Source organism: Klebsiella sp. Sb-30 (genome assembly GCF_057652795.1).
The window spans coordinates 5,314,063-5,335,734 of record NZ_CM172749.1 but is presented as its reverse complement, the minus strand read 5'-3'; the positions used below and the strand labels follow the sequence as shown (position 1 = coordinate 5,335,734).

The window sequence follows — 21,672 nt, the reverse complement described above, 5'->3', positions numbered from 1 at the left end:
CCCTTGTTACTTGCCTGAATGGTTTGGTGCGCTCAATAACGTCTGGCAGGCGCTTAGCGCGCGCGGGCCATCGCTATCCTGGATAGCGTCGACAATGGCCTGGTGGAGATCCAGCTTAACCACTTCGTTCTGAGTAATAGAGGTGAAATAGGTGTGGTAGACCGAATGAAACAGAGATGCGAAAGCGATCAGGAACGGATTTCCGCTCATTTCATAGATGTGCTCATGCCAGGCCATATCGACTTCTATCCAGCGTTCGCGCAGAAAGCGTTTTTTTAACTGGCCCATCTCTTCCATTAAGGTATTGAGCTCGGCCTTTTGCTCCGCGTTACCGAAGGTAGCTGCCAGAAAACAGGCCTGAGGCTCCAGGCTACTGCGCATAACCAGGAAATGGCTCACCACCTCTTCAAAGTTATCTTCCGTTAACCACCATGAGAGCAGCTCCTTGTCGAGGAAGTTCCAGCTACTGCGTGGCATGACTCGGGTGCCGATACGCGGGCGCGGCAACAGCATCCCTTTGGCGGTAAGCGTCTTAACCGCTTCGCGTACCGCGGTGCGACTCACGCCAAACTGTTCCCCCAATTCCATTTCGCCTGGAAGAATACTTTCCGGCGGGTATTCGCCGGTCAGGATTTTTTGAGCCAGTTTCTCTGCTAATACCCAGGAGATGTTCTTTTGTGCCGCCAGTTGCTGTGCGCTTAAAGACATATATGCCGTTCCTTTCTCTTTTTATCTGTATCAGTATGCCATCTGGTGGACTATTTCGTTGGTTAAAACAGCAAAACGCTGGTTTTTTGCCACGTCACGGGCTGATTTGGTGAAAAAAGAGACGGTTGAAAAGTTTTTTTAAAACAGGGCTTGTCAACGTCTCAGAACTCCCTATAATGCGCCTCCACTGACACGGAACAACGGCTTACAGGCCGCCGGGTTAGCGGGGTTCAGCGATGAACGCCAACAGAGAAAAGCAAAAATAAATGCTTGACTCTGAATGAGGAAAACGTATTATACGGGACCTCGCGACAGAGCGCTCAGCGCCGTCGCACTGCTCTTTAACAATTTATCAGACAATCTGTGTGGGCACTCAAAGTGACATGGATTCTTAACGTCCTCGGACGAAAAATGAATACCAAGTCTCTGAGTGAACACGTAATTCATTACGAAGTTTAATTCACGAGCATCAAACTTAAATTGAAGAGTTTGATCATGGCTCAGATTGAACGCTGGCGGCAGGCCTAACACATGCAAGTCGAGCGGTAGCACAGAGAGCTTGCTCTCGGGTGACGAGCGGCGGACGGGTGAGTAATGTCTGGGAAACTGCCTGATGGAGGGGGATAACTACTGGAAACGGTAGCTAATACCGCATAACGTCGCAAGACCAAAGTGGGGGACCTTCGGGCCTCATGCCATCAGATGTGCCCAGATGGGATTAGCTAGTAGGTGGGGTAATGGCTCACCTAGGCGACGATCCCTAGCTGGTCTGAGAGGATGACCAGCCACACTGGAACTGAGACACGGTCCAGACTCCTACGGGAGGCAGCAGTGGGGAATATTGCACAATGGGCGCAAGCCTGATGCAGCCATGCCGCGTGTATGAAGAAGGCCTTCGGGTTGTAAAGTACTTTCAGCGAGGAGGAAGGCATTAAGGTTAATAACCTTAGTGATTGACGTTACTCGCAGAAGAAGCACCGGCTAACTCCGTGCCAGCAGCCGCGGTAATACGGAGGGTGCAAGCGTTAATCGGAATTACTGGGCGTAAAGCGCACGCAGGCGGTCTGTTAAGTCAGATGTGAAATCCCCGGGCTCAACCTGGGAACTGCATTTGAAACTGGCAGGCTTGAGTCTTGTAGAGGGGGGTAGAATTCCAGGTGTAGCGGTGAAATGCGTAGAGATCTGGAGGAATACCGGTGGCGAAGGCGGCCCCCTGGACAAAGACTGACGCTCAGGTGCGAAAGCGTGGGGAGCAAACAGGATTAGATACCCTGGTAGTCCACGCTGTAAACGATGTCGACTTGGAGGTTGTTCCCTTGAGGAGTGGCTTCCGGAGCTAACGCGTTAAGTCGACCGCCTGGGGAGTACGGCCGCAAGGTTAAAACTCAAATGAATTGACGGGGGCCCGCACAAGCGGTGGAGCATGTGGTTTAATTCGATGCAACGCGAAGAACCTTACCTACTCTTGACATCCAGAGAACTTAGCAGAGATGCTTTGGTGCCTTCGGGAACTCTGAGACAGGTGCTGCATGGCTGTCGTCAGCTCGTGTTGTGAAATGTTGGGTTAAGTCCCGCAACGAGCGCAACCCTTATCCTTTGTTGCCAGCGATTCGGTCGGGAACTCAAAGGAGACTGCCAGTGATAAACTGGAGGAAGGTGGGGATGACGTCAAGTCATCATGGCCCTTACGAGTAGGGCTACACACGTGCTACAATGGCATATACAAAGAGAAGCGACCTCGCGAGAGCAAGCGGACCTCATAAAGTATGTCGTAGTCCGGATTGGAGTCTGCAACTCGACTCCATGAAGTCGGAATCGCTAGTAATCGTAGATCAGAATGCTACGGTGAATACGTTCCCGGGCCTTGTACACACCGCCCGTCACACCATGGGAGTGGGTTGCAAAAGAAGTAGGTAGCTTAACCTTCGGGAGGGCGCTTACCACTTTGTGATTCATGACTGGGGTGAAGTCGTAACAAGGTAACCGTAGGGGAACCTGCGGTTGGATCACCTCCTTACCTGAAAGAACCTGCCTTTGTAGTGTCCACACAGATTGTCTGATGAAAAATAAGCAGTAAAAAATCTCTGCAGGCTTGTAGCTCAGGTGGTTAGAGCGCACCCCTGATAAGGGTGAGGTCGGTGGTTCAAGTCCACTCAGGCCTACCAAATTCGCTACCGTGCTGCGTTATGGCGATGCTCACATACTTCAGTATGCTTCGTATCACCATGCCTTGCCCGATATCGAATTACGGTAAACAGAGAGAAACATTACGATGGGGTTATAGCTCAGCTGGGAGAGCGCCTGCCTTGCACGCAGGAGGTCTGCGGTTCGATCCCGCATAGCTCCACCATCCTTTACTGCGGCACAACAAGAAAACTTCAGAGTGTACCTGAAAAGGTATGCTGCGAAGTTTTGCTCTTTAAAAATCTGGATCAAGCTGAAAATTGAAACGACACACTGTTTCCTTTCTCCGTAATAAGAGAGGAAAAGCGGTGTGTTCGAGTCTCTCAAATTTTCGCAACGCGGACTGTTTTACGAAACAGTTTCGGGTTGTGAGGTTAAGCGACTAAGCGTACACGGTGGATGCCCTGGCAGTCAGAGGCGATGAAGGACGTGCTAATCTGCGATAAGCGTCGGTAAGGTGATATGAACCGTTATAACCGGCGATTTCCGAATGGGGAAACCCAGTGCAATTCGTTGCACTATCGTTAAGTGAATACATAGCTTAACGAAGCGAACCGGGGGAACTGAAACATCTAAGTACCCCGAGGAAAAGAAATCAACCGAGATTCCCCCAGTAGCGGCGAGCGAACGGGGAGCAGCCCAGAGTCTGAATCAGCGCGTGTGTTAGTGGAACGGTCTGGAAAGTCCGGCGGTACAGGGTGATAGCCCCGTACACTAAAATGCACACGTTGTGAACTCGAAGAGTAGGGCGGGACACGTGGTATCCTGTCTGAATATGGGGGGACCATCCTCCAAGGCTAAATACTCCTGACTGACCGATAGTGAACCAGTACCGTGAGGGAAAGGCGAAAAGAACCCCGGCGAGGGGAGTGAAAAAGAACCTGAAACCGTGTACGTACAAGCAGTGGGAGCCTACTTGTTAGGTGACTGCGTACCTTTTGTATAATGGGTCAGCGACTTATATTCTGTAGCAAGGTTAACCGTATAGGGGAGCCGCAGGGAAACCGAGTCTTAACTGGGCGTTAAGTTGCAGGGTATAGACCCGAAACCCGGTGATCTAGCCATGGGCAGGTTGAAGGTTGGGTAACACTAACTGGAGGACCGAACCGACTAATGTTGAAAAATTAGCGGATGACTTGTGGCTGGGGGTGAAAGGCCAATCAAACCGGGAGATAGCTGGTTCTCCCCGAAAGCTATTTAGGTAGCGCCTCGTGAACTCATCTTCGGGGGTAGAGCACTGTTTCGGCTAGGGGGTCATCCCGACTTACCAACCCGATGCAAACTACGAATACCGAAGAATGTTATCACGGGAGACACACGGCGGGTGCTAACGTCCGTCGTGAAGAGGGAAACAACCCAGACCGCCAGCTAAGGTCCCAAAGTCATGGTTAAGTGGGAAACGATGTGGGAAGGCACAGACAGCCAGGATGTTGGCTTAGAAGCAGCCATCATTTAAAGAAAGCGTAATAGCTCACTGGTCGAGTCGGCCTGCGCGGAAGATGTAACGGGGCTAAACCATGCACCGAAGCTGCGGCAGCGACACTATGTGTTGTTGGGTAGGGGAGCGTTCTGTAAGCCGTTGAAGGTGGCCTGTGAGGGTTGCTGGAGGTATCAGAAGTGCGAATGCTGACATAAGTAACGATAAAGCGGGTGAAAAGCCCGCTCGCCGGAAGACCAAGGGTTCCTGTCCAACGTTAATCGGGGCAGGGTGAGTCGACCCCTAAGGCGAGGCCGAAAGGCGTAGTCGATGGGAAACAGGTTAATATTCCTGTACTCGGTGTTACTGCGAAGGGGGGACGGAGAAGGCTATGTTAGCCGGGCGACGGTTGTCCCGGTTTAAGCATGTAGGCGGGAAGTTTAGGTAAATCCGGACTTCTTTTAACGCTGAGGTGTGATGACGAGGTACTACGGTGCTGAAGTAACAAATGCCCTGCTTCCAGGAAAAGCCTCTAAGCATCAGGTAACAACGAATCGTACCCCAAACCGACACAGGTGGTCAGGTAGAGAATACCAAGGCGCTTGAGAGAACTCGGGTGAAGGAACTAGGCAAAATGGTGCCGTAACTTCGGGAGAAGGCACGCTGATGGTAAGTGAAGCGACTTGCTCGTGGAGCTGAAATCAGTCGAAGATACCAGCTGGCTGCAACTGTTTATTAAAAACACAGCACTGTGCAAACACGAAAGTGGACGTATACGGTGTGACGCCTGCCCGGTGCCGGAAGGTTAATTGATGGGGTTATCCGTAAGGAGAAGCTCTTGATCGAAGCCCCGGTAAACGGCGGCCGTAACTATAACGGTCCTAAGGTAGCGAAATTCCTTGTCGGGTAAGTTCCGACCTGCACGAATGGCGTAATGATGGCCAGGCTGTCTCCACCCGAGACTCAGTGAAATTGAACTCGCTGTGAAGATGCAGTGTACCCGCGGCAAGACGGAAAGACCCCGTGAACCTTTACTATAGCTTGACACTGAACATTGAGCCTTGATGTGTAGGATAGGTGGGAGGCTTTGAAGTGTGGACGCCAGTCTGCATGGAGCCAACCTTGAAATACCACCCTTTAATGTTTGATGTTCTAACGTAGACCCGTGATCCGGGTTGCGGACAGTGTCTGGTGGGTAGTTTGACTGGGGCGGTCTCCTCCCAAAGAGTAACGGAGGAGCACGAAGGTTAGCTAATCCTGGTCGGACATCAGGAGGTTAGTGCAATGGCATAAGCTAGCTTGACTGCGAGCGTGACGGCGCGAGCAGGTGCGAAAGCAGGTCATAGTGATCCGGTGGTTCTGAATGGAAGGGCCATCGCTCAACGGATAAAAGGTACTCCGGGGATAACAGGCTGATACCGCCCAAGAGTTCATATCGACGGCGGTGTTTGGCACCTCGATGTCGGCTCATCACATCCTGGGGCTGAAGTAGGTCCCAAGGGTATGGCTGTTCGCCATTTAAAGTGGTACGCGAGCTGGGTTTAGAACGTCGTGAGACAGTTCGGTCCCTATCTGCCGTGGGCGCTGGAGAATTGAGGGGGGCTGCTCCTAGTACGAGAGGACCGGAGTGGACGCATCACTGGTGTTCGGGTTGTCATGCCAATGGCATTGCCCGGTAGCTAAATGCGGAAAAGATAAGTGCTGAAAGCATCTAAGCACGAAACTTGCCCCGAGATGAGTTCTCCCTGACTCCTTGAGAGTCCTGAAGGAACGTTGAAGACGACGACGTTGATAGGTCGGGTGTGTAAGCGTAGCGATACGTTGAGCTAACCGATACTAATGAACCGTGAGGCTTAACCTTACAACGCCGAAGCTGTTTTGGCGAAGAGACGCAATGTTCAGCTTGATTACAGATTCATCATCGCGCAGGAATGCGGGGTGAAACAGAATTTGCCTGGCGGCGATAGCGCGGTGGTCCCACCTGACCCCATGCCGAACTCAGAAGTGAAACGCCGTAGCGCCGATGGTAGTGTGGGGTCTCCCCATGTGAGAGTAGGGAACTGCCAGGCATCAAATCAGTAAAAAGCCCATCCTGACGGATGGGCTTTTTGCGTTTTTATCGTTATTTATCCGCAACGCCTAATCTCGCAGGAATAACGCAGAACGGGCGCTATATTACGCCCATTGCTGAAATACTCACTGCCATTGCGCTTCTGCCAACCAGCGTAGAATAAACGCCGCGATCTGCGGAATATCGTTTAAATCTAACTGCGGGAGTGATGTCTCTAATGGAGTATCGCTGACTACCGCAATCACATGCTCATCCAGGACGAGCTCCTCGACACGATGCCCACCCTGTTGCCGAAAAAGCAGGAGCTTCGCTACCGGCTCATGCTTAAACCCTTCAACCAGAACCAAATCCAGCGTTGATGCATCCATCCTGCTAACCAGCCAGGCTAAATCCACCTCTTCTTCATCCGGCGTTTCAGTCATTAGCGCCCAGCGTTGTGAACTGGCGACAATCGTTTGAGCTGCCCCGGCTTTACGCAATTCATAGCTGTCCTTACCCGGCAGATCGACATCCATATTATGATGGGTATGCTTGATCAAACCCGGACGCAGGCCAGCAGCACACAATGCGGGGATTAATTTTTTTAACAGCGTTGTTTTACCGGTACCACTCCAGGCGGAAATGGCGAGAACGGGGATCATGATTGCTCCTGTATGCCCTGCAAGTCATCAAGGGTATTGACGTTAATAAAGGCCGGGCGGACATCGCTGAAATCAACGCGATGTCCGCCGCTGTTGCGCATAAAAGCCATCACGCGTCGTTCGCCTGCGGCAAGATATGCCGCCAGATCGGGCATTAAACATCGATGCATCAGGGTAATAGCGGGATGATCGCGTTCTCCGTCGTAAACCCAGACGACGGGAGCGGTCTGTTTCTGCTGTATAAAGCGCTCAGCCAGGAATGAGGGGATAAAGGGGGTATCGCAGGGGCAGAAGAGGAACCATTCGCTCTGTGTCTGCTGCATCACGGATAGCATACCGGCTAATGGCCCCGGGAAGTCAGAGAGACTGTCGGAATACACCGGATACCCGCTTTCATACCAGCGTTCCAGATTACGGTTGGCACTGATAACCAGGTGGGTCACCTGAGGAGACAACGCATCTGCAACATGGCGCCATAATGGCTTACCATCGAGTAGCTGCAATCCCTTATCCGCACCTCCCATCCGCGTGGCCCTTCCGCCTGCTAATATAACGCCGGTTATGACCTCGCCTTGCATATCAATATCGCCTCTTTCATTGTGGGATTGACCCTGTTAAGTTGTCGCTATCAAGAGTAAGGAGCATGACCATGAAATGTAAACGTCTGAATGAAGTAATTGAACTCCTCCAGCCAGCCTGGCAGAAAGAGCCGGAGCTGAACCTGATGCAATTTTTGCAGAAACTCGCAAAAGAGGCCGGTTACGACGGCGAGCTGGTCGATCTTTCCGACGATATCCTGATTTATCATCTGAAAATGCGTGATTCGGCAAAAGAAGCCGTTATTCCTGGTATTCAGAAAGATTACGAAGAGGATTTCAAAACGGCCTTATTGCGCGCTCGCGGCGTGATTAAAGAGTAAAAGGTTGTAAGTGCTGCCGCGGAACGAGTTATGAGATGATATCCTGAACTATTCCTAAGATTATCGGATGTCAGGATGCACGATAAGGCTTTTAATTTTCAGACGCTAAACCCGGATACCATCATCGATGGGCTATTCGATCTGGGGATGCGAGTGGACTCCGGGCTCACTCCGCTTAACAGCTATGAAAACCGCGTTTACCAGTTTCAGGACGAAGACCGCCATCGCTATGTGGTGAAGTTCTATCGTCCTGAACGTTGGTCTGCCGAACAGATCCTCGAGGAACACCAGTTTACCCTTCAGCTCAAGCAGGATGATGTTCCTGTTGCTGCGCCATTATTTTTCAATGACAGTACTCTTCATCAGCATCAGGGCTTCTATTTTGCCGTGTTCCCCAGCTTAGGTGGGCGTCAGTTTGAATCGGATAACCTCGATCAAATGGAGTCCGTCGGCCGTTATCTGGGGCGCTTGCACCAGACCGGGCGCAAAGCGCGTTTTGTCGCGCGCCCTGAGATAGGCGTGAATGAGTATTTGCTCGCGCCGCGGGACGTTTTTGAACACTCAACGCTGATCCCCTCAGCTCTGAAGAAGGACTTCCTCCGCGCCGCAGATAAGCTGATTGCTGCCGTTATCGCTCAATGGCACGGCAACGCGGACATTCTGCGTCTGCACGGCGATTGTCATGCCGGTAATATTCTCTGGCGCGATGGTCCGCTTTTTGTTGATTTAGATGATGCCCGCAACGGTCCGGCCATCCAGGATCTGTGGATGCTGCTGAACGGTGATAAAGCCGAGCAGCGAATGCAGCTGGAGATGATCGTTGAAGCTTATGAAGAATTCAGTCCGTTCAATTCAGACGAAATCGCCCTTATCGAACCTTTACGCGCCATGCGGTTAGTTTATTATCTGGCATGGTTGCTCAGGCGCTGGGACGATCCTGCTTTCCCTATTAATTTCCCCTGGCTTACCGGGGAAGATTACTGGCGGGGGCAGACAGCAACTTTTCTTGAGCAGGTGAAGGTTCTGCAAGAACCCCCTCTTCAGTTAACGCCAATGTATTAATCAGATATTTCCAGGAGAGACGTAAACATGAAAAAAATTTGGCTGGCGCTGGCTGGTATGATTCTGGCTTTTAGTGCTTCTGCGGCCCAGATCACCGACGGTAAGCAGTACATCACCCTTGATAAGCCCGTAGCCGGCGCGCCTCAGGTTCTTGAGTTCTTCTCGTTCTACTGCCCGCACTGCTATCAGTTTGAGGAAGTGCTGCACGTTTCTGATAACGTGAAGAAAAAGCTGCCGGAAGGCGCCAAAATGACCAAGTACCACGTTGAATTCCTCGGACCTTTGGGTAAAGACTTAACCCAGGCATGGGCCGTCGCGATGGCGCTGGGCGTTGAAGATAAGATCACCGTGCCGATGTTTGAAGCGGTACAGAAGACCCAGACCGTGCAGACCGTGGCGGATATTCGTAAAGTCTTCGTTGACGCTGGCGTGAAAGGCGAAGACTACGATGCGGCATGGAACAGCTTTGTCGTGAAATCCCTGGTTGCTCAGCAGGAAAAAGCGGCTGCTGACTTCCAGCTGCAGGGCGTACCGGCAATGTACGTCGACGGCAAATATCAGCTGAACCCGCAGGGAATGGATACCAGCAATATGGACGCCTTTGTCGCCCAGTATGCGGATAGCGTTAAGCAGCTGGTTGAGAAGAAGTAAAAAAAAAGCCGGTCACTGACCGGCTTTTTTCATATCTCTCTTAAACCGCCTGTGGAGGTGGCATGGTTATCAGGTTCAATGCTCTTCGCGTCCTTTTGTCCGCATGATTTCCGTCAGCTGACAGTCTTTCTCTTCCCACAGTTCATTCAACCAACGCTGGAAACGGCGCTTAAAGTTTTTGTCATTCACGTAGTCGCCGTGCAGATCTTCCGCCACGGGAATGAGATTAACGCGAACAACAATACGCGTCAGTCGGCCGCTTAACATATCGTAAAATGGCCTCTGGTTGTTCTCCGGATAGCAAAGCGTGACGTTCAACAGCTTATCGAACTGAGCACCGAGCACGTTCAACGCCATCGCGATACCTGCGGCCTTCGGTGGCAATAAATTGCGATAAGGTGAACGAGTTTGCCGCTGCTTATCTTCGGTAAAACGCGAACCTTCTACAAAATTGACGATGGTCGTCGGATGCGAGCGAAATTTCTCGCAGGAGCGGCGAGTGGTTTCAACATCTTTACCGCGACGCTCAGGATGGCGAATTAAATAGCCTCGCGAGTAGCGACGCATAAAGGGCATATCCAGCGCCCAGCAGGCAAGCCCGATAAAAGGTACCCACGCCAGCTGTTGCTTAAGGAAGTACTTATTCATAGGGATATGCTTGCGAAACAACACGCAGAGCACCACGATATCCGCCCAGCTGTGATGATTGCTGATAAGCAGATACCAGTTTTTCTTGCTCAGCCCTTCAAGACCTTGCACGTCCCACGTCAGTCTGGGATTCAGATAGAGCAGCAGTGCCAACCCTTCGCACCAGCAATACATCATGAAATTGCAGAAACGGGAAATCGCACGCCATACCGCAGGGATGGGGACAAGAAGTTTAATCAGCCCGGCGATGATTATCGGTACGGAACAGATAATGGTGACTAAGATGGTAAGGGCGATACTCAGCGGAAGTGTTATTGCAGCGAGTAATCTCGACATAGTTAGTTTATTCAGAAAGTTAGGCTGATAAAGAGCGCAGTTAAACCGTGCAAGAGGCTGATTTTACCAGAAAACGCAGCAAATGACGGGTCTTACCAGAACAGAAAAAACGGCGGATCTTATATCCACATGGAACATTGAGTCATTAGAAAGGTATTAAAAGCAAGGATCAATCATTAACTTTATGATAAATAAACTTAAATTATGTTTTTTGTTATTTTATTTCAGACCAGACAGCTATCCTTATAAAACTATGCACAAAGTTATCCACAGATATTACTGCCGCACGATCGACCGGATCAACGAATCTTTTTGGTGAAATGCGGGAAAAATTCAGGTTTTCAGGCCTGTCTGTGGCATCCTTTACCCATAATCTGATAAACAGGCACGGAAATTATGGTTCAGATCCCAGAAAACCCACTTATCCTCGTTGACGGCTCCTCTTACCTCTACCGGGCGTATCACGCTTTCCCGCCGCTGACTAACAGCGCCGGAGAACCGACAGGCGCTATGTATGGCGTGCTGAATATGCTGCGAAGCCTGATCCTCCAGTATCAACCCACGCACGCCGTTGTGGTTTTTGATGCCAAAGGGAAAACTTTCCGTGACGAACTGTTTGAGCATTACAAATCCCATCGTCCGCCGATGCCGGACGATCTGTGGGCGCAGATCGAACCGCTGCATACTATGGTGAAAGCGATGGGGCTGCCGCTGATGGCTGTGCCTGGCGTCGAAGCGGACGATGTGATCGGAACTCTGGCGCGCGAAGCAGAAAAAGCGGGCCGCCCGGTGCTCATCAGTACCGGTGATAAAGATATGGCGCAGCTGGTCACGCCGGGAATTACCCTGATTAATACCATGACCAATACCATTCTTGGCCCGGAAGAAGTAGTGACGAAGTACGGCGTTCCGCCAGAGCTGATTATTGACTTCCTGGCGCTGATGGGCGACTCCTCCGATAACATTCCAGGCGTACCCGGCGTGGGCGAGAAAACGGCCCAGGCGCTGCTGCAGGGGCTGGGTGGGCTGGATACGTTGTACGCTGAGCCAGAAAAAATTGCCGGTTTGACTTTCCGCGGCGCCAAAACGATGGCGGCAAAACTGGAGCAGAATAAAGAGGTGGCCTACCTCTCGTATCAGCTGGCGACGATTAAAACCGACGTCGAGCTGGATCTGAGCTGTGAAGAGCTGCACGTGCTGCCGCCGGCGGCGGATGACCTGTTGGCTCTGTTCAAAAAATATGAATTTAAGCGCTGGATCACCGATGTTGAATCCGGCAAATGGATGCAGTCAAAAGGCGTTAAGCCAGCTGCAAAACCGGCTGAAGCGGCGGCAGTAGCGGAAGAAGAAGCCGAGGTGGTAGCGACACTGTCTGCGGAAAACTACGTCACTATTCTTGATGAGCAGACGCTGATCGAATGGATCGAGAAGCTGAAAAAAGCGCCGCTGTTTGCGTTTGATACCGAAACGGACAGCCTGGATAATATCTCCGCCAATATGGTCGGCCTGTCGTTTGCCATTGAGCCCGGCGTTGCAGCCTATGTACCGGTTGCGCATGATTATCTCGATGCACCGGATCAGATCTCCCGCGAACGCGTACTGACGTTGTTGAAACCTCTGCTGGAAGACGAGAATCTGCTGAAGGTCGGGCAAAACCTGAAATATGACCGCGGAATTCTGGCGAACTATGATATTGAGCTGCGCGGCATCGCTTTTGACACCATGCTGGAATCCTACATTCTTGATAGCGTGGCGGGCCGCCATGATATGGACAGCCTTGCCGACCGCTGGCTGAAGCATAAAACGATTACCTTTGAAGAGATTGCAGGCAAAGGTAAAAATCAGCTCACCTTTAACCAGATCGCGCTGGAAGAAGCTGGCCGCTACGCGGCGGAAGATGCCGACGTCACTCTGCAGCTGCACCTGAAGATGTGGCCGAAGCTGCAGCAGCATGAAGGTCCGCTGAATATCTTTAAGCATATTGAGATGCCGCTGGTACCGGTGCTCTCTCGCGTGGAACGTAACGGCGTCAACATTGATCCGGCTGTACTGCACGCTCATTCGCAGGAGATCGCCAGGCGCCTGATCGAACTGGAGCAGAAAGCCTACGAGATCGCTGGTGAAGAGTTCAATCTCTCTTCACCCAAACAGCTTCAAACTATTTTGTTTGAAAAACAAGGCATTAAACCGCTGAAGAAAACACCGGGCGGCGCGCCTTCAACCTCCGAGGAAGTGCTCGAAGAACTGGCGCTGGACTATCCGCTACCGAAAGTTATTCTCGAATATCGCGGACTGGCGAAGCTGAAGTCGACATATACCGACAAGCTACCGCTGATGATTAACCCCAAAACCGGCCGCGTGCATACCTCTTATCACCAGGCGGTAACGGCGACGGGGCGTCTCTCCTCCACCGATCCTAACCTGCAGAACATTCCGGTGCGTAACGAAGAGGGGCGTCGTATTCGTCAGGCATTTATCGCGCCGCCGGATTACCTCATCGTCTCTGCCGACTACTCGCAAATTGAGTTGCGCATTATGGCGCATCTGTCGCGTGACAAGGGGCTGCTGACCGCGTTTGCGGAAGGTAAAGATATCCACCGCGCAACGGCGGCAGAGGTCTTTGGCCTGCCGCTGGAGAGTGTAAGCAGCGAGCAGCGTCGCAGTGCCAAGGCGATTAACTTTGGTCTGATTTATGGCATGAGCGCATTTGGCCTCGCACGGCAGCTCAATATTCCGCGCAAAGAAGCGCAGAAATATATGGACCTCTATTTTGAGCGCTATCCGGGCGTCCTTGATTACATGGAGCGTACCCGGGCACAGGCAAAAGAGCAGGGCTATGTCGAAACGCTGGATGGCCGTCGCCTTTACCTTCCGGACATCAAATCCAGCAACGGCGCCCGTCGTGCCGGCGCCGAACGTGCGGCGATCAACGCCCCGATGCAGGGGACGGCGGCTGACATTATCAAGCGCGCAATGATCGCCGTTGATGAATGGCTGCTGACCGAGAAGCCGCGGGTGCGGATGATCATGCAGGTGCACGATGAACTGGTCTTTGAAGTGCACAAAGATGACCTTGATGCCGTGGCGAAAAAGGTGCACGAACTGATGGAGAACAGCACCACGCTGGCGGTACCGCTGCTGGTGGAAGTAGGAAGCGGAGAAAACTGGGATCAAGCGCACTAAGTATTCAGTGGATAAGGTGATTTTCTGTAAGTAAGCAACATAACTTATAGCGTTTTGTGATGATCATTTGAATTTGCTATGTAAAGAGTGAAAAAAAACTACAAAAAGTGCTTTCTCCGTAACCGAAAGAAGAGTAGAGTTAATGACGTAGGGTACAGAGGTAAGATGTTCTATCTTTCAGACCTTTTACTTCACGTAATCGGATTTGGCTGAATATTTTAGCCGCCCCGGTCATTTATGACCGGGGCGTTTTTTATTGCGCGAAAGAAAATTTTGGCGGACTGCGGTGGGCTGATGATGCAGCCCGGATAAGGCGTCAGGCGCCGCTATCCGGGAAAACAACGGCGATTACTCTCCGTCGGCGATCTCTTCCTGAGGAGGGATCTCATTAAACCAGCTGTCGAGCTTCTGACGCAGCTTATCCACGCCTGTTTTTTTCAGCGAAGAGAAGGGTTCAACCTGCACATCGCCGTTAAAGGCAAGAACCGCTTCACGCACCATATTCACCTGCGCTTTACGTGCGCCGCTGGCCAGCTTATCGGCTTTGGTGAGCAGAACCAGAACCTGGATATCGCTTTCTACCGCCCATTCGATCATTTGCTGATCGAGGTCTTTCAGCGGATGACGGATATCCATCAGCACCACCAGTCCTTTCAGGCACAGACGTTTCTCCAGGTATTCACCCAGCGCGCGCTGCCATTTGATCTTCATCTCCTCCGGGACCTGAGCGTAGCCGTAACCCGGCAGGTCGACCAGGCGTTTGCCTTCGGCGACTTCAAACAGGTTGATTAGCTGGGTGCGGCCAGGGGTCTTAGAAGTCCGCGCCAGGCTTTTCTGGTTGGTGAGCGTATTCAGGGCGCTGGATTTCCCCGCATTTGAGCGACCAGCAAAGGCAACTTCGATACCCGTATCGGATGGAAGATGGCGGATATCGGGTGCGCTGGTGACAAAATGCGTCTGTTGATAGTTCCAGTTAGTCAAGACTGTCGTCTCCGTTAAATAAGGCTATGGCGGGGATTATACCTGAACAGCAGAAAAAGGCTGTTTTTACCGCATCCTCTGTCGTAAGTAAAAACCCCTCTCTTTGTGAGACATTGTCCATTCAATGTCGAGGCAATCGATGAGAAACAACGGGGGTTGGTCGTGTTAAAACATTAAAAATCATACAATTAACACTATAGAACAATCTTAAATAGCCATTTTTACTCTGAGGGTTGGTTGTAGGATGGGATTAAAACGGTAAAGTAAGGGGCACAGGCAAGGAAGCCGACAGGATAGTGACTCAGGATGAGTTGTCAGGAGCGCCAGGAGGGCGAAGACCCGGGATTAATGTCAGGATGACCAACGTCTGGAGACGTTTTAACAAGGAAAAGGACATAACAGGGACTGTTATTGGCTAAAGGAAAGACAGGGTGCGTCGTGAGCTAACAGGGAAAGTGGAAACCCGCTAAGGGTTATCAGTGAGGAAAAAGGCGGCAGAGTAATCTGTCGCCTTTTTTCTTTGCTTGCTTTCTGCTAGATTCCGCCTCAATTCTATACTGAAGAAAACGAATCTGAAGATTACCTATATGAAAAAACCGACATCCGTACCCCGTGGCAAAACGCATCGCAAGACACGTGAAGAAATGAATCAGGAATCCCGCGATCGCAAACGCCAGAAGAAACATCGTGGTCACGCGGCAGGAAGTCGCGCAACCGGCGGTGATGCCGCGTCATCCGGCAAAAAACAGAGCCAGCAGCAAGATCCGCGTATTGGGAGTAAAAAACCGATTCCGCTGGGCGTGACTGAAAGCACCCCGGCTACTAAGCAGCACAAACCGAAGAGCGAGAAACCTATGCTTTCACCACAGGCTGAGCTGGATTTGCTGGAAAACGATGAGCGCCTGGACGCGCTGCTGGAACGTCTGGAAGAGGGGGGCACCCTGAATGCTGAAGAGCAGTCGTGGGTCGATGCCAAACTCGATCGTATTGATGAGCTGATGCAGCAGCTTGGCCTGTCCTACGATGATGACGAGGATGAGGAAGAAGAAGAGCGTCAGGAAGATATGATGCGTCTGCTGAAGGGTGGAAACTAACGTTTGCACTCAATCGGATTCCCGGTCCTGCTTATAACCCTTTTGGTTGTATGTTATCTGCTGTGGTTATTCGTTAAACTACGACGGTTGTCGCGGCGTCAGAAATGGCTGCGCAACCGGCTCATCACCCGAGGTGCGGTTGGGCCGGGGCGGCGTACCCGCCGACGGCACCATCGGAAGGAGTGAGCATGTCTGTGCAGTTAATCGACTGGGATCTGGCCCTGATCCAGAAATATAACTATTCGGGGCCGCGTTATACCTCATACCCCACCGCACTGGAGTTTTCACCTGAGTTTGGTGCGGCAGAATTTGACGAGGCGGTAGCTCGCTACCCGCAGCGTCCGCTATCGCTGTATGTGCATATTCCGTTTTGTCACAAGCTCTGCTATTTCTGCGGCTGCAACAAGATTGTGACTCGCCAGCAGCATAAAGCCGACCAGTATCTGGATGTGCTGGAGCAGGAAATTATTCATCGCGCGCCGCTCTTTGCCGGGCGTCAGGTGAACCAGCTGCACTGGGGCGGCGGTACCCCCACCTACCTGAATAAAGCGCAAATCAGCCGCTTAATGCAGTTGCTGCGCAGCCATTTCAATTTTAACGCCGATGCAGAGATCTCGATTGAAGTCGATCCGCGCGAAATTGAACTGGATGTCCTGGATCATCTCCGATCGGAAGGCTTCAACCGGCTGAGCATGGGCGTGCAGGACTTCAATAAAGAGGTTCAGCGGCTGGTTAACCGCGAGCAGGATGAGGCGTTTATCTTTGCCCTGCTCAACCACGCGCGTGAGATTGGTTTTACCTCGACGAATATCGATCTGATTTACGGCCTGCCGAAACAAACGCCGGAGAGTTTTGCCTTTACGCTGCAAAAAGTGGCCGAGCTCAACCCCGATCGTCTGAGCGTATTCAACTATGCGCATCTGCCGACGCTCTTTGCCGCTCAGCGTAAAATCAAAGAGGCCGACCTGCCTTCGGCGGAACAGAAGCTCGATATCCTGCAGGAGACCATTGCCTCCCTCACCGACGCCGGCTATCAGTTTATCGGTATGGATCACTTTGCCCGTCCGGATGACGAGCTGGCCATTGCTCAGCGTGACGGCGTCCTGCACCGCAATTTCCAGGGTTATACCACCCAGGGCGATACCGACCTGCTGGGGATGGGGGTGTCGGCGATCAGCATGATTGGCGACTGCTACGCGCAGAACCAGAAAGAACTGAAGCTTTACTATCAACAGGTGGATGAAACCGGAGATGCGCTCTGGCGCGGCATCGCGCTGACCCGCGATGACTGTATTCGTCGTGATGTTATTAAGGCGCTGATTTGCCAGTTCTATCTCGATTTCTCTGCGGTAGAAACGCGGTGGGAACTGGATTTCCAGCGTTATTTTGCCGACGATCTGGCGCTGCTGGCACCGCTGGCAAAAGATGGGCTGGTGGATGTGGATGACAAGAGCATTCAGGTGACGGCGAAAGGCCGTCTGCTGATTCGCAACATCTGCATGTGCTTTGATGCCTATCTGCGTCAGAAAGCGCGGATGCAGCAGTTCTCCCGCGTCATTTAACTCTGCAATGCCGGGCGGCACTTCGTTTGCCCGGCCGACGGATTCTGTAGGCCCGGTAAGCATAGTGCCACCGGGCATGACATTTACTCCATTCCTAACTCTTTCAGCTTGCGCGTTAGCGTATTACGTCCCCATCCTAGCAGTCGCGCGGCTTCCTGCTTATGCCCTTGCGTATGACGCAGGGCAGTAGTCAGCAGCGTCCGCTCCATCTCCGGCTGCGCTTCAGAAAGCAGGTTTTGATGACCGGAACGCAGAGCGCGGTCGGCCCACTGCCCCAGTAACGTTGCCCAGCTGTCCGGCTGCATATGCGTCGGGCTATCGGGAATTGCGGTTTCAAACAGTTCGCTGGGAAGATCCTGCGTCAGAACCTCCTGGCCTGCTGCCATCACCGTCAGCCAGCGGCAGGTGTTCTCCAGCTGGCGGACGTTACCAGGCCAGGCTAAACGGGTGAGCGCGGTTTCCGTCTCCGGATGCAGCTGCTTGGCTTCGACCCCCAGTTCGCGGGCGGCAATTTGCAGGAAGTGCCGCGCCAGGCGGGGAATATCTTCCCGGCGCTCGCGCAGCGGCGGGAGATGAACGCGAATCACGTTCAGGCGGTGGAACAGGTCCTCACGGAACTTTCCTTCCTGCACACGCTGCTCAAGGTTCTGGTGGGTTGCCGCAATAATTCGCACGTCTACCTTCACCGGCGCATAGCCGCCAACGCGATAGAACTGGCCATCGGCCAGAACGCGCAGCAGGCGCGTCTGCACATCGAGCGGCATATCGCCGATCTCATCGAGGAACAAAGTCCCGCCGTCAGCCTGCTCAAAACGTCCCTGACGCACGGTATTGGCGCCGGTAAATGCCCCTTTTTCGTGACCGAAAAGCTCAGATTCGATCAGGTCTTTTGGGATAGCAGCCATATTCAGTGCGATAAACGGCGCTTTTGCCCGCGGGCTATGACGGTGCAGGGCGTGCGCAACCAGCTCTTTACCGGTACCGGATTCACCGTTGATCAATACGCTGATTGATGAACGCGACAGGCGCCCGATGATGCGAAAGACGTCCTGCATCGCCGGCGCTTCGCCGATGATATCGGCCGTCGGGCTGGTTATCGTGATATTGCGCGGCTGCTGCTGCTCCTGATAGTGGCTGATAGCGCGATCGACCAGAGCGACCGCTTCATCAATATCAAAAGGTTTGGGCAGATAGTCAAAGGCACCTTGCTGATAGGCGCTGACCGCGGCGTCCAGATCCGAATGCGCGGTCATTATGATGACCGGAAGCATTGGGTGACGCTGTTTAATTTGTTTCAGTAACGCCAACCCATCCATTCCCGGCATCCGGATATCAGATAACAGTACATCCGGGGTTTTGGTGGTGAGTGCCTCAAGCACCTCGTTGCCGCTTTCAAACGTTGTACAACTTAAGCCTGCTCCGGTGAGCGCGCGTTCAAGCACCCAACGGATGGAGCTATCGTCATCAACGATCCAGGCTATCCCTCGTTGCATAAACACCTCTACTTCCGAATAGGCAGGTACACCGAGAATTCGGTATGTCCTGGCCAACTGGTAAATTCAATTTTGCCGGAGTGCTGATCGATAAGACTGCGGGCAATGGAGAGCCCCAGACCGGTACCGCCTTCGCGACCGCTAACCATGGGATAGAACAGCGTATCCTGTAAGTGGGACGGAATTCCCGGGCCGTTGTCCTCAACGTCAATACGCGCGGTGAGGCGGTAACGTACGCCGTGCAGCGTCAGCTGAAAGGCGGTTCGGGTACGTAGGATGATCTCGCCACCTTCTGGCCCCAGCGCCTGCAGCGCGTTGCGTACGACATTCAGCAGAACCTGTTCGATCTGGTCCGGGTCATGAGGAAGTTCCGGCAGGCTCGGATCGTAATCGCGGACCAGTTTGACGTTATCCGGCAGTTCCATCGAGACCAGCTTCACAACCCGTTCGGCGACCTTATGGATGCTTTCGGTCACGTGCATCCCTGGATGCTGCGGCCCCAGCAGGCGGTCGACCAGATTTCTTAAGCGATCGGCCTGTTCAATAATAACGTTGGTGTATTCCATCAATGCCGGGTCAGGCAGCGCTTTACTCAGCAATTGCGCAGCGCCTCTCAGGCCGCCTAAAGGGTTCTTGATCTCATGGGCCAGCCCGCGAACCAAATCCCGCGCCGCGATTTGCTGGGCGTGCTGCAGTTGCTCCTGGCTCAGGCGTCGCTGGTTATCCATCGGAGCCATCTCCAGCAGGATATAGCCTTCAGGCAGGCGCTGTGCCGTCAGAGACAGGATATGCGAGCGGCCATCGATAACCAGCGTCACTTCGTTGTCGGTAAAGCCCTGGCCCGCCAGCAGGCTTTCCTGCATCAGGCCGATATTCAGTGAAAAGTAGCTCAACAGTTCCGGAAGCGGCGTGCCAAAGAGCTTACGTGAACTTTGCGCCAGCAGCTGCTGCGCGGCCGGGTTCGCGTAATGCACCGCCAGGTCGTCATCGACCAGTAAGATACTGTTGATTAAAGAGTTAAGGATCTGCCCAGCATCGGGCTGAGTGCCTGTTGCCATCTGACAGTCTCCTGAAAAGAGTGCACTATTTTAGTGCAGTATAGCTTTTTATAGGTAAAAAGCGCATGAGATCAGAGTGTTGGTGGAGAAAAAAGCCCATCCTGAGATGGGCTGAAAGTTTCCACGGCAACAAAATATCCACGGTACCCCACGCCACAACACGGAATACCGGGGATTTACAGCAAAATCAGACGCTGTAGTACAGTTCGAATTCAACCGGGTGCGGAGTCATACGTACGCGGTCGTTTTCTTCAATACGCAGGGCGATGTAAGCATCGATAGCGTCGTTGGTGAACACGCCGCCAGCGGTCAGGAACTCACGGTCAGCGTCCAGCGCGTTCAGTGCTTCTTCCAGAGAGCCTGCAACCTGTGGGATCTCTTTCGCTTCTTCCGGCGGCAGGTCGTACAGGTTTTTGTCCATCGCTTCGCCCGGATGGATTTTGTTCTTGATACCGTCAAGGCCTGCCATCAGCAGTGCTGCGAAGCACAGGTACGGGTTAGCCGCCGGGTCCGGGAAGCGCACTTCGATACGGCGTGCTTTCGGCGAGGTGACTACCGGGATACGGATGGAAGCGGAACGGTTACGGGCAGAGTAAGCCAGCATGACCGGTGCTTCGTAACCCGGGACCAGACGCTTGTACGAGTTGGTGGTCGGGTTTGCCAGGGCGTTGATCGCTTTAGCGTGCTTGATAACGCCGCCGATGTAGTACAGCGCTTGTTCAGACAGGCCTGCATATTTGTCGCCAGAGAACAGGTTAACGCCGTTCTTGGACAGAGACATGTGGCAGTGCATACCGGAACCGTTATCACCGAACATCGGCTTCGGCATGAAGGTCGCGGTTTTACCGAAACGGTGCGCAACGTTGTGCACAACGTATTTGTAGATCTGAATTTCGTCCGCTTTTTTGGTCATGGTGTTGAAACGGGTCGCGATTTCGTTCTGACCCGCGGTAGCCACTTCGTGGTGGTGAGCTTCAACAACCAGGCCCATCTCTTCCATGATCATACACATGGTAGAACGGATGTCCTGAGAGGAGTCAACCGGCGGAACCGGGAAGTAACCGCCTTTCACGCCTGGGCGGTGGCCTTTGTTACCACCTTCGTATTTGGTGGAGGAGTTCCATGCGCCTTCGATGTCGTCGATAGCAACGTGGGAGCCAGAAATAGAGGCACCGAAACGGATATCGTCGAACAGGAAGAACTCTGGTTCTGGCCCGAACAGAACGGTGTCCGCCAGACCGGTAGAGCGCAGGTATTCTTCCGCGCGTTTGGCGATGGAGCGCGGGTCACGGTCGTAGCCCTGCAGCGTGCCTGGTTCCAGGATATCACAGCGGATGATCAGCGTCGGTTCTTCATAGAACGGGTCGATCAGCGCAGTGGTCGCATCCGGCATCAGAACCATGTCAGATTCGTTAATACCTTTCCAGCCACCAATCGAGGAGCCATCAAACATTTTGCCTTCTTCGAAGAATTCGGCATTTACCTGATGAGAAGGAATTGTGACGTGCTGTTCTTTACCTTTGGTATCGGTGAAGCGCAGATCGACAAACTTCACTTCGTGCTCGTTCAGCATCGTCAAAACGTGTTCAGCGGACATACTTAAACTCTCCCGGATTGGTCATTGTCGTCGTGGTAACGAAAACTTTTTAACTGCTTAATGTGGC

General features: G+C 52.7%; 15 protein-coding genes, 2 tRNA genes and 3 rRNA genes. 12 read left to right on the top strand and 8 right to left on the bottom strand.

The window, feature by feature from the left end:
* Positions 1-6: 6 nt before the first annotated feature.
* On the bottom strand, positions 7-708 hold the full coding sequence (locus AC236I_RS24925; RefSeq protein ID WP_004869256.1) for a FadR/GntR family transcriptional regulator: 702 nt from the start codon (positions 706-708) through the stop codon (positions 7-9).
* Between the two features lie 477 nt (positions 709-1,185).
* Here AC236I_RS24925 and AC236I_RS24920 point away from each other — a divergent pair.
* The 5 genes from AC236I_RS24920 (at position 1,186) to rrf (ending at position 6,378) form a co-directional block, all read left to right on the top strand.
* Positions 1,186-2,725, top strand: a 16S ribosomal RNA gene (locus tag AC236I_RS24920).
* Positions 2,726-2,796: 71 nt separating this feature from the next.
* Positions 2,797-2,873 (top strand) — tRNA-Ile (locus AC236I_RS24915).
* Between the two features lie 109 nt (positions 2,874-2,982).
* Positions 2,983-3,058, top strand: a tRNA-Ala gene (locus tag AC236I_RS24910).
* 206 nt (positions 3,059-3,264) lie between these two features.
* A 23S ribosomal RNA gene (locus tag AC236I_RS24905) occupies positions 3,265-6,170 on the top strand.
* Positions 6,171-6,262: 92 nt separating this feature from the next.
* Positions 6,263-6,378 (top strand): 5S ribosomal RNA (gene rrf, locus AC236I_RS24900).
* Together the 16S, 23S and 5S rRNA genes with 2 tRNA genes alongside form the textbook arrangement of a ribosomal RNA operon.
* A gap of 127 nt (positions 6,379-6,505) precedes the next feature.
* Here the strand turns inward: rrf and mobB are convergent.
* Positions 6,506-7,021 carry a molybdopterin-guanine dinucleotide biosynthesis protein MobB gene (mobB, locus tag AC236I_RS24895; RefSeq protein WP_015585455.1) on the bottom strand — a complete coding sequence of 172 codons (516 nt, stop codon included), beginning with the start codon at positions 7,019-7,021 and terminating at the stop codon, positions 6,506-6,508.
* Positions 7,018-7,599, bottom strand: coding sequence for a molybdenum cofactor guanylyltransferase MobA (gene mobA, locus AC236I_RS24890; RefSeq protein ID WP_015585454.1), 582 nt, complete (start codon positions 7,597-7,599; stop codon positions 7,018-7,020). The genes mobB and mobA overlap by 4 nt, the downstream gene beginning before the upstream one ends.
* A gap of 71 nt (positions 7,600-7,670) precedes the next feature.
* Here mobA and AC236I_RS24885 point away from each other — a divergent pair, with 71 nt between their 5' ends.
* From AC236I_RS24885 to dsbA, 3 genes are all read left to right on the top strand, one after another.
* A complete protein-coding gene (locus tag AC236I_RS24885; protein ID WP_004869260.1) occupies positions 7,671-7,940 on the top strand; it encodes a YihD family protein in 270 nt (89 codons plus the stop codon).
* 75 nt (positions 7,941-8,015) lie between these two features.
* Entirely contained in the window at positions 8,016-9,002 is a 987-nt protein-coding gene (locus AC236I_RS24880; protein WP_015585453.1) for a serine/threonine protein kinase, read from the top strand.
* A gap of 27 nt (positions 9,003-9,029) precedes the next feature.
* Positions 9,030-9,653 (top strand): thiol:disulfide interchange protein DsbA, encoded by a 624-nt coding sequence (gene dsbA / locus AC236I_RS24875; protein WP_004869264.1) that lies wholly within the window; start codon positions 9,030-9,032, stop codon positions 9,651-9,653.
* A 75-nt stretch (positions 9,654-9,728) separates the two neighbouring features.
* Here the strand turns inward: dsbA and yihG are convergent, their stop codons facing one another.
* Positions 9,729-10,637 carry a 1-acylglycerol-3-phosphate O-acyltransferase, YihG family gene (gene yihG, locus AC236I_RS24870; RefSeq protein WP_015585452.1) on the bottom strand — a complete coding sequence of 303 codons (909 nt, stop codon included), beginning with the start codon at positions 10,635-10,637 and terminating at the stop codon, positions 9,729-9,731.
* Positions 10,638-11,033: 396 nt separating this feature from the next.
* Here yihG and polA point away from each other — a divergent pair, with 396 nt between their 5' ends.
* Both polA and spfP read left to right on the top strand, forming a co-directional pair.
* Positions 11,034-13,820 carry a DNA polymerase I gene (gene polA / locus AC236I_RS24865; RefSeq protein ID WP_487608659.1) on the top strand — a complete coding sequence of 929 codons (2,787 nt, stop codon included), beginning with the start codon at positions 11,034-11,036 and terminating at the stop codon, positions 13,818-13,820.
* A 165-nt stretch (positions 13,821-13,985) separates the two neighbouring features.
* Positions 13,986-14,033 (top strand): small protein SpfP, encoded by a 48-nt coding sequence (gene spfP, locus AC236I_RS24860; protein ID WP_071892919.1) that lies wholly within the window; start codon positions 13,986-13,988, stop codon positions 14,031-14,033.
* A 135-nt stretch (positions 14,034-14,168) separates the two neighbouring features.
* Here the strand turns inward: spfP and yihA are convergent, their stop codons facing one another.
* Entirely contained in the window at positions 14,169-14,801 is a 633-nt protein-coding gene (yihA, locus tag AC236I_RS24855; protein ID WP_004869272.1) for a ribosome biogenesis GTP-binding protein YihA/YsxC, read from the bottom strand.
* Between the two features lie 587 nt (positions 14,802-15,388).
* On the opposite strand from yihA, the gene yihI reads away from it, so the two are divergent.
* A complete protein-coding gene (gene yihI, locus AC236I_RS24850; protein WP_004869274.1) occupies positions 15,389-15,895 on the top strand; it encodes a Der GTPase-activating protein YihI in 507 nt (168 codons plus the stop codon).
* A gap of 188 nt (positions 15,896-16,083) precedes the next feature.
* Entirely contained in the window at positions 16,084-17,457 is a 1,374-nt protein-coding gene (hemN, locus tag AC236I_RS24845) for an oxygen-independent coproporphyrinogen III oxidase (RefSeq protein ID WP_015585451.1), read from the top strand.
* Positions 17,458-17,540: 83 nt separating this feature from the next.
* Here the strand turns inward: hemN and glnG are convergent, their stop codons facing one another.
* From glnG to glnA, 3 genes are all read right to left on the bottom strand, one after another.
* Entirely contained in the window at positions 17,541-18,950 is a 1,410-nt protein-coding gene (glnG, locus tag AC236I_RS24840; RefSeq protein WP_004869277.1) for a nitrogen regulation protein NR(I), read from the bottom strand.
* Positions 18,951-18,958: 8 nt separating this feature from the next.
* On the bottom strand, positions 18,959-20,008 hold the full coding sequence (glnL, locus tag AC236I_RS24835; protein WP_004869278.1) for a nitrogen regulation protein NR(II): 1,050 nt from the start codon (positions 20,006-20,008) through the stop codon (positions 18,959-18,961).
* 187 nt (positions 20,009-20,195) lie between these two features.
* Complete coding sequence (gene glnA / locus AC236I_RS24830) at positions 20,196-21,605, bottom strand: glutamate--ammonia ligase (protein WP_004127100.1); 1,410 nt, start codon at positions 21,603-21,605, stop codon at positions 20,196-20,198.
* Positions 21,606-21,672: the final 67 nt, after the last annotated feature.

Coding starts and splice junctions, on each gene's coding strand:
- AC236I_RS24925 (WP_004869256.1), bottom strand. CDS start 708: ATGTCTTTAAGCGCACAGCAACTGGCGGCACAAAAGAACATCTCCTGG.
- mobB (WP_015585455.1), bottom strand. CDS start 7,021: ATGATCCCCGTTCTCGCCATTTCCGCCTGGAGTGGTACCGGTAAAACA.
- mobA (WP_015585454.1), bottom strand. CDS start 7,599: ATGCAAGGCGAGGTCATAACCGGCGTTATATTAGCAGGCGGAAGGGCC.
- AC236I_RS24885 (WP_004869260.1), top strand. CDS start 7,671: ATGAAATGTAAACGTCTGAATGAAGTAATTGAACTCCTCCAGCCAGCC.
- AC236I_RS24880 (WP_015585453.1), top strand. CDS start 8,016: ATGCACGATAAGGCTTTTAATTTTCAGACGCTAAACCCGGATACCATC.
- dsbA (WP_004869264.1), top strand. CDS start 9,030: ATGAAAAAAATTTGGCTGGCGCTGGCTGGTATGATTCTGGCTTTTAGT.
- yihG (WP_015585452.1), bottom strand. CDS start 10,637: ATGTCGAGATTACTCGCTGCAATAACACTTCCGCTGAGTATCGCCCTT.
- polA (WP_487608659.1), top strand. CDS start 11,034: ATGGTTCAGATCCCAGAAAACCCACTTATCCTCGTTGACGGCTCCTCT.
- yihI (WP_004869274.1), top strand. CDS start 15,389: ATGAAAAAACCGACATCCGTACCCCGTGGCAAAACGCATCGCAAGACA.
- hemN (WP_015585451.1), top strand. CDS start 16,084: ATGTCTGTGCAGTTAATCGACTGGGATCTGGCCCTGATCCAGAAATAT.
- glnG (WP_004869277.1), bottom strand. CDS start 18,950: ATGCAACGAGGGATAGCCTGGATCGTTGATGACGATAGCTCCATCCGT.
- glnL (WP_004869278.1), bottom strand. CDS start 20,008: ATGGCAACAGGCACTCAGCCCGATGCTGGGCAGATCCTTAACTCTTTA.
- glnA (WP_004127100.1), bottom strand. CDS start 21,605: ATGTCCGCTGAACACGTTTTGACGATGCTGAACGAGCACGAAGTGAAG.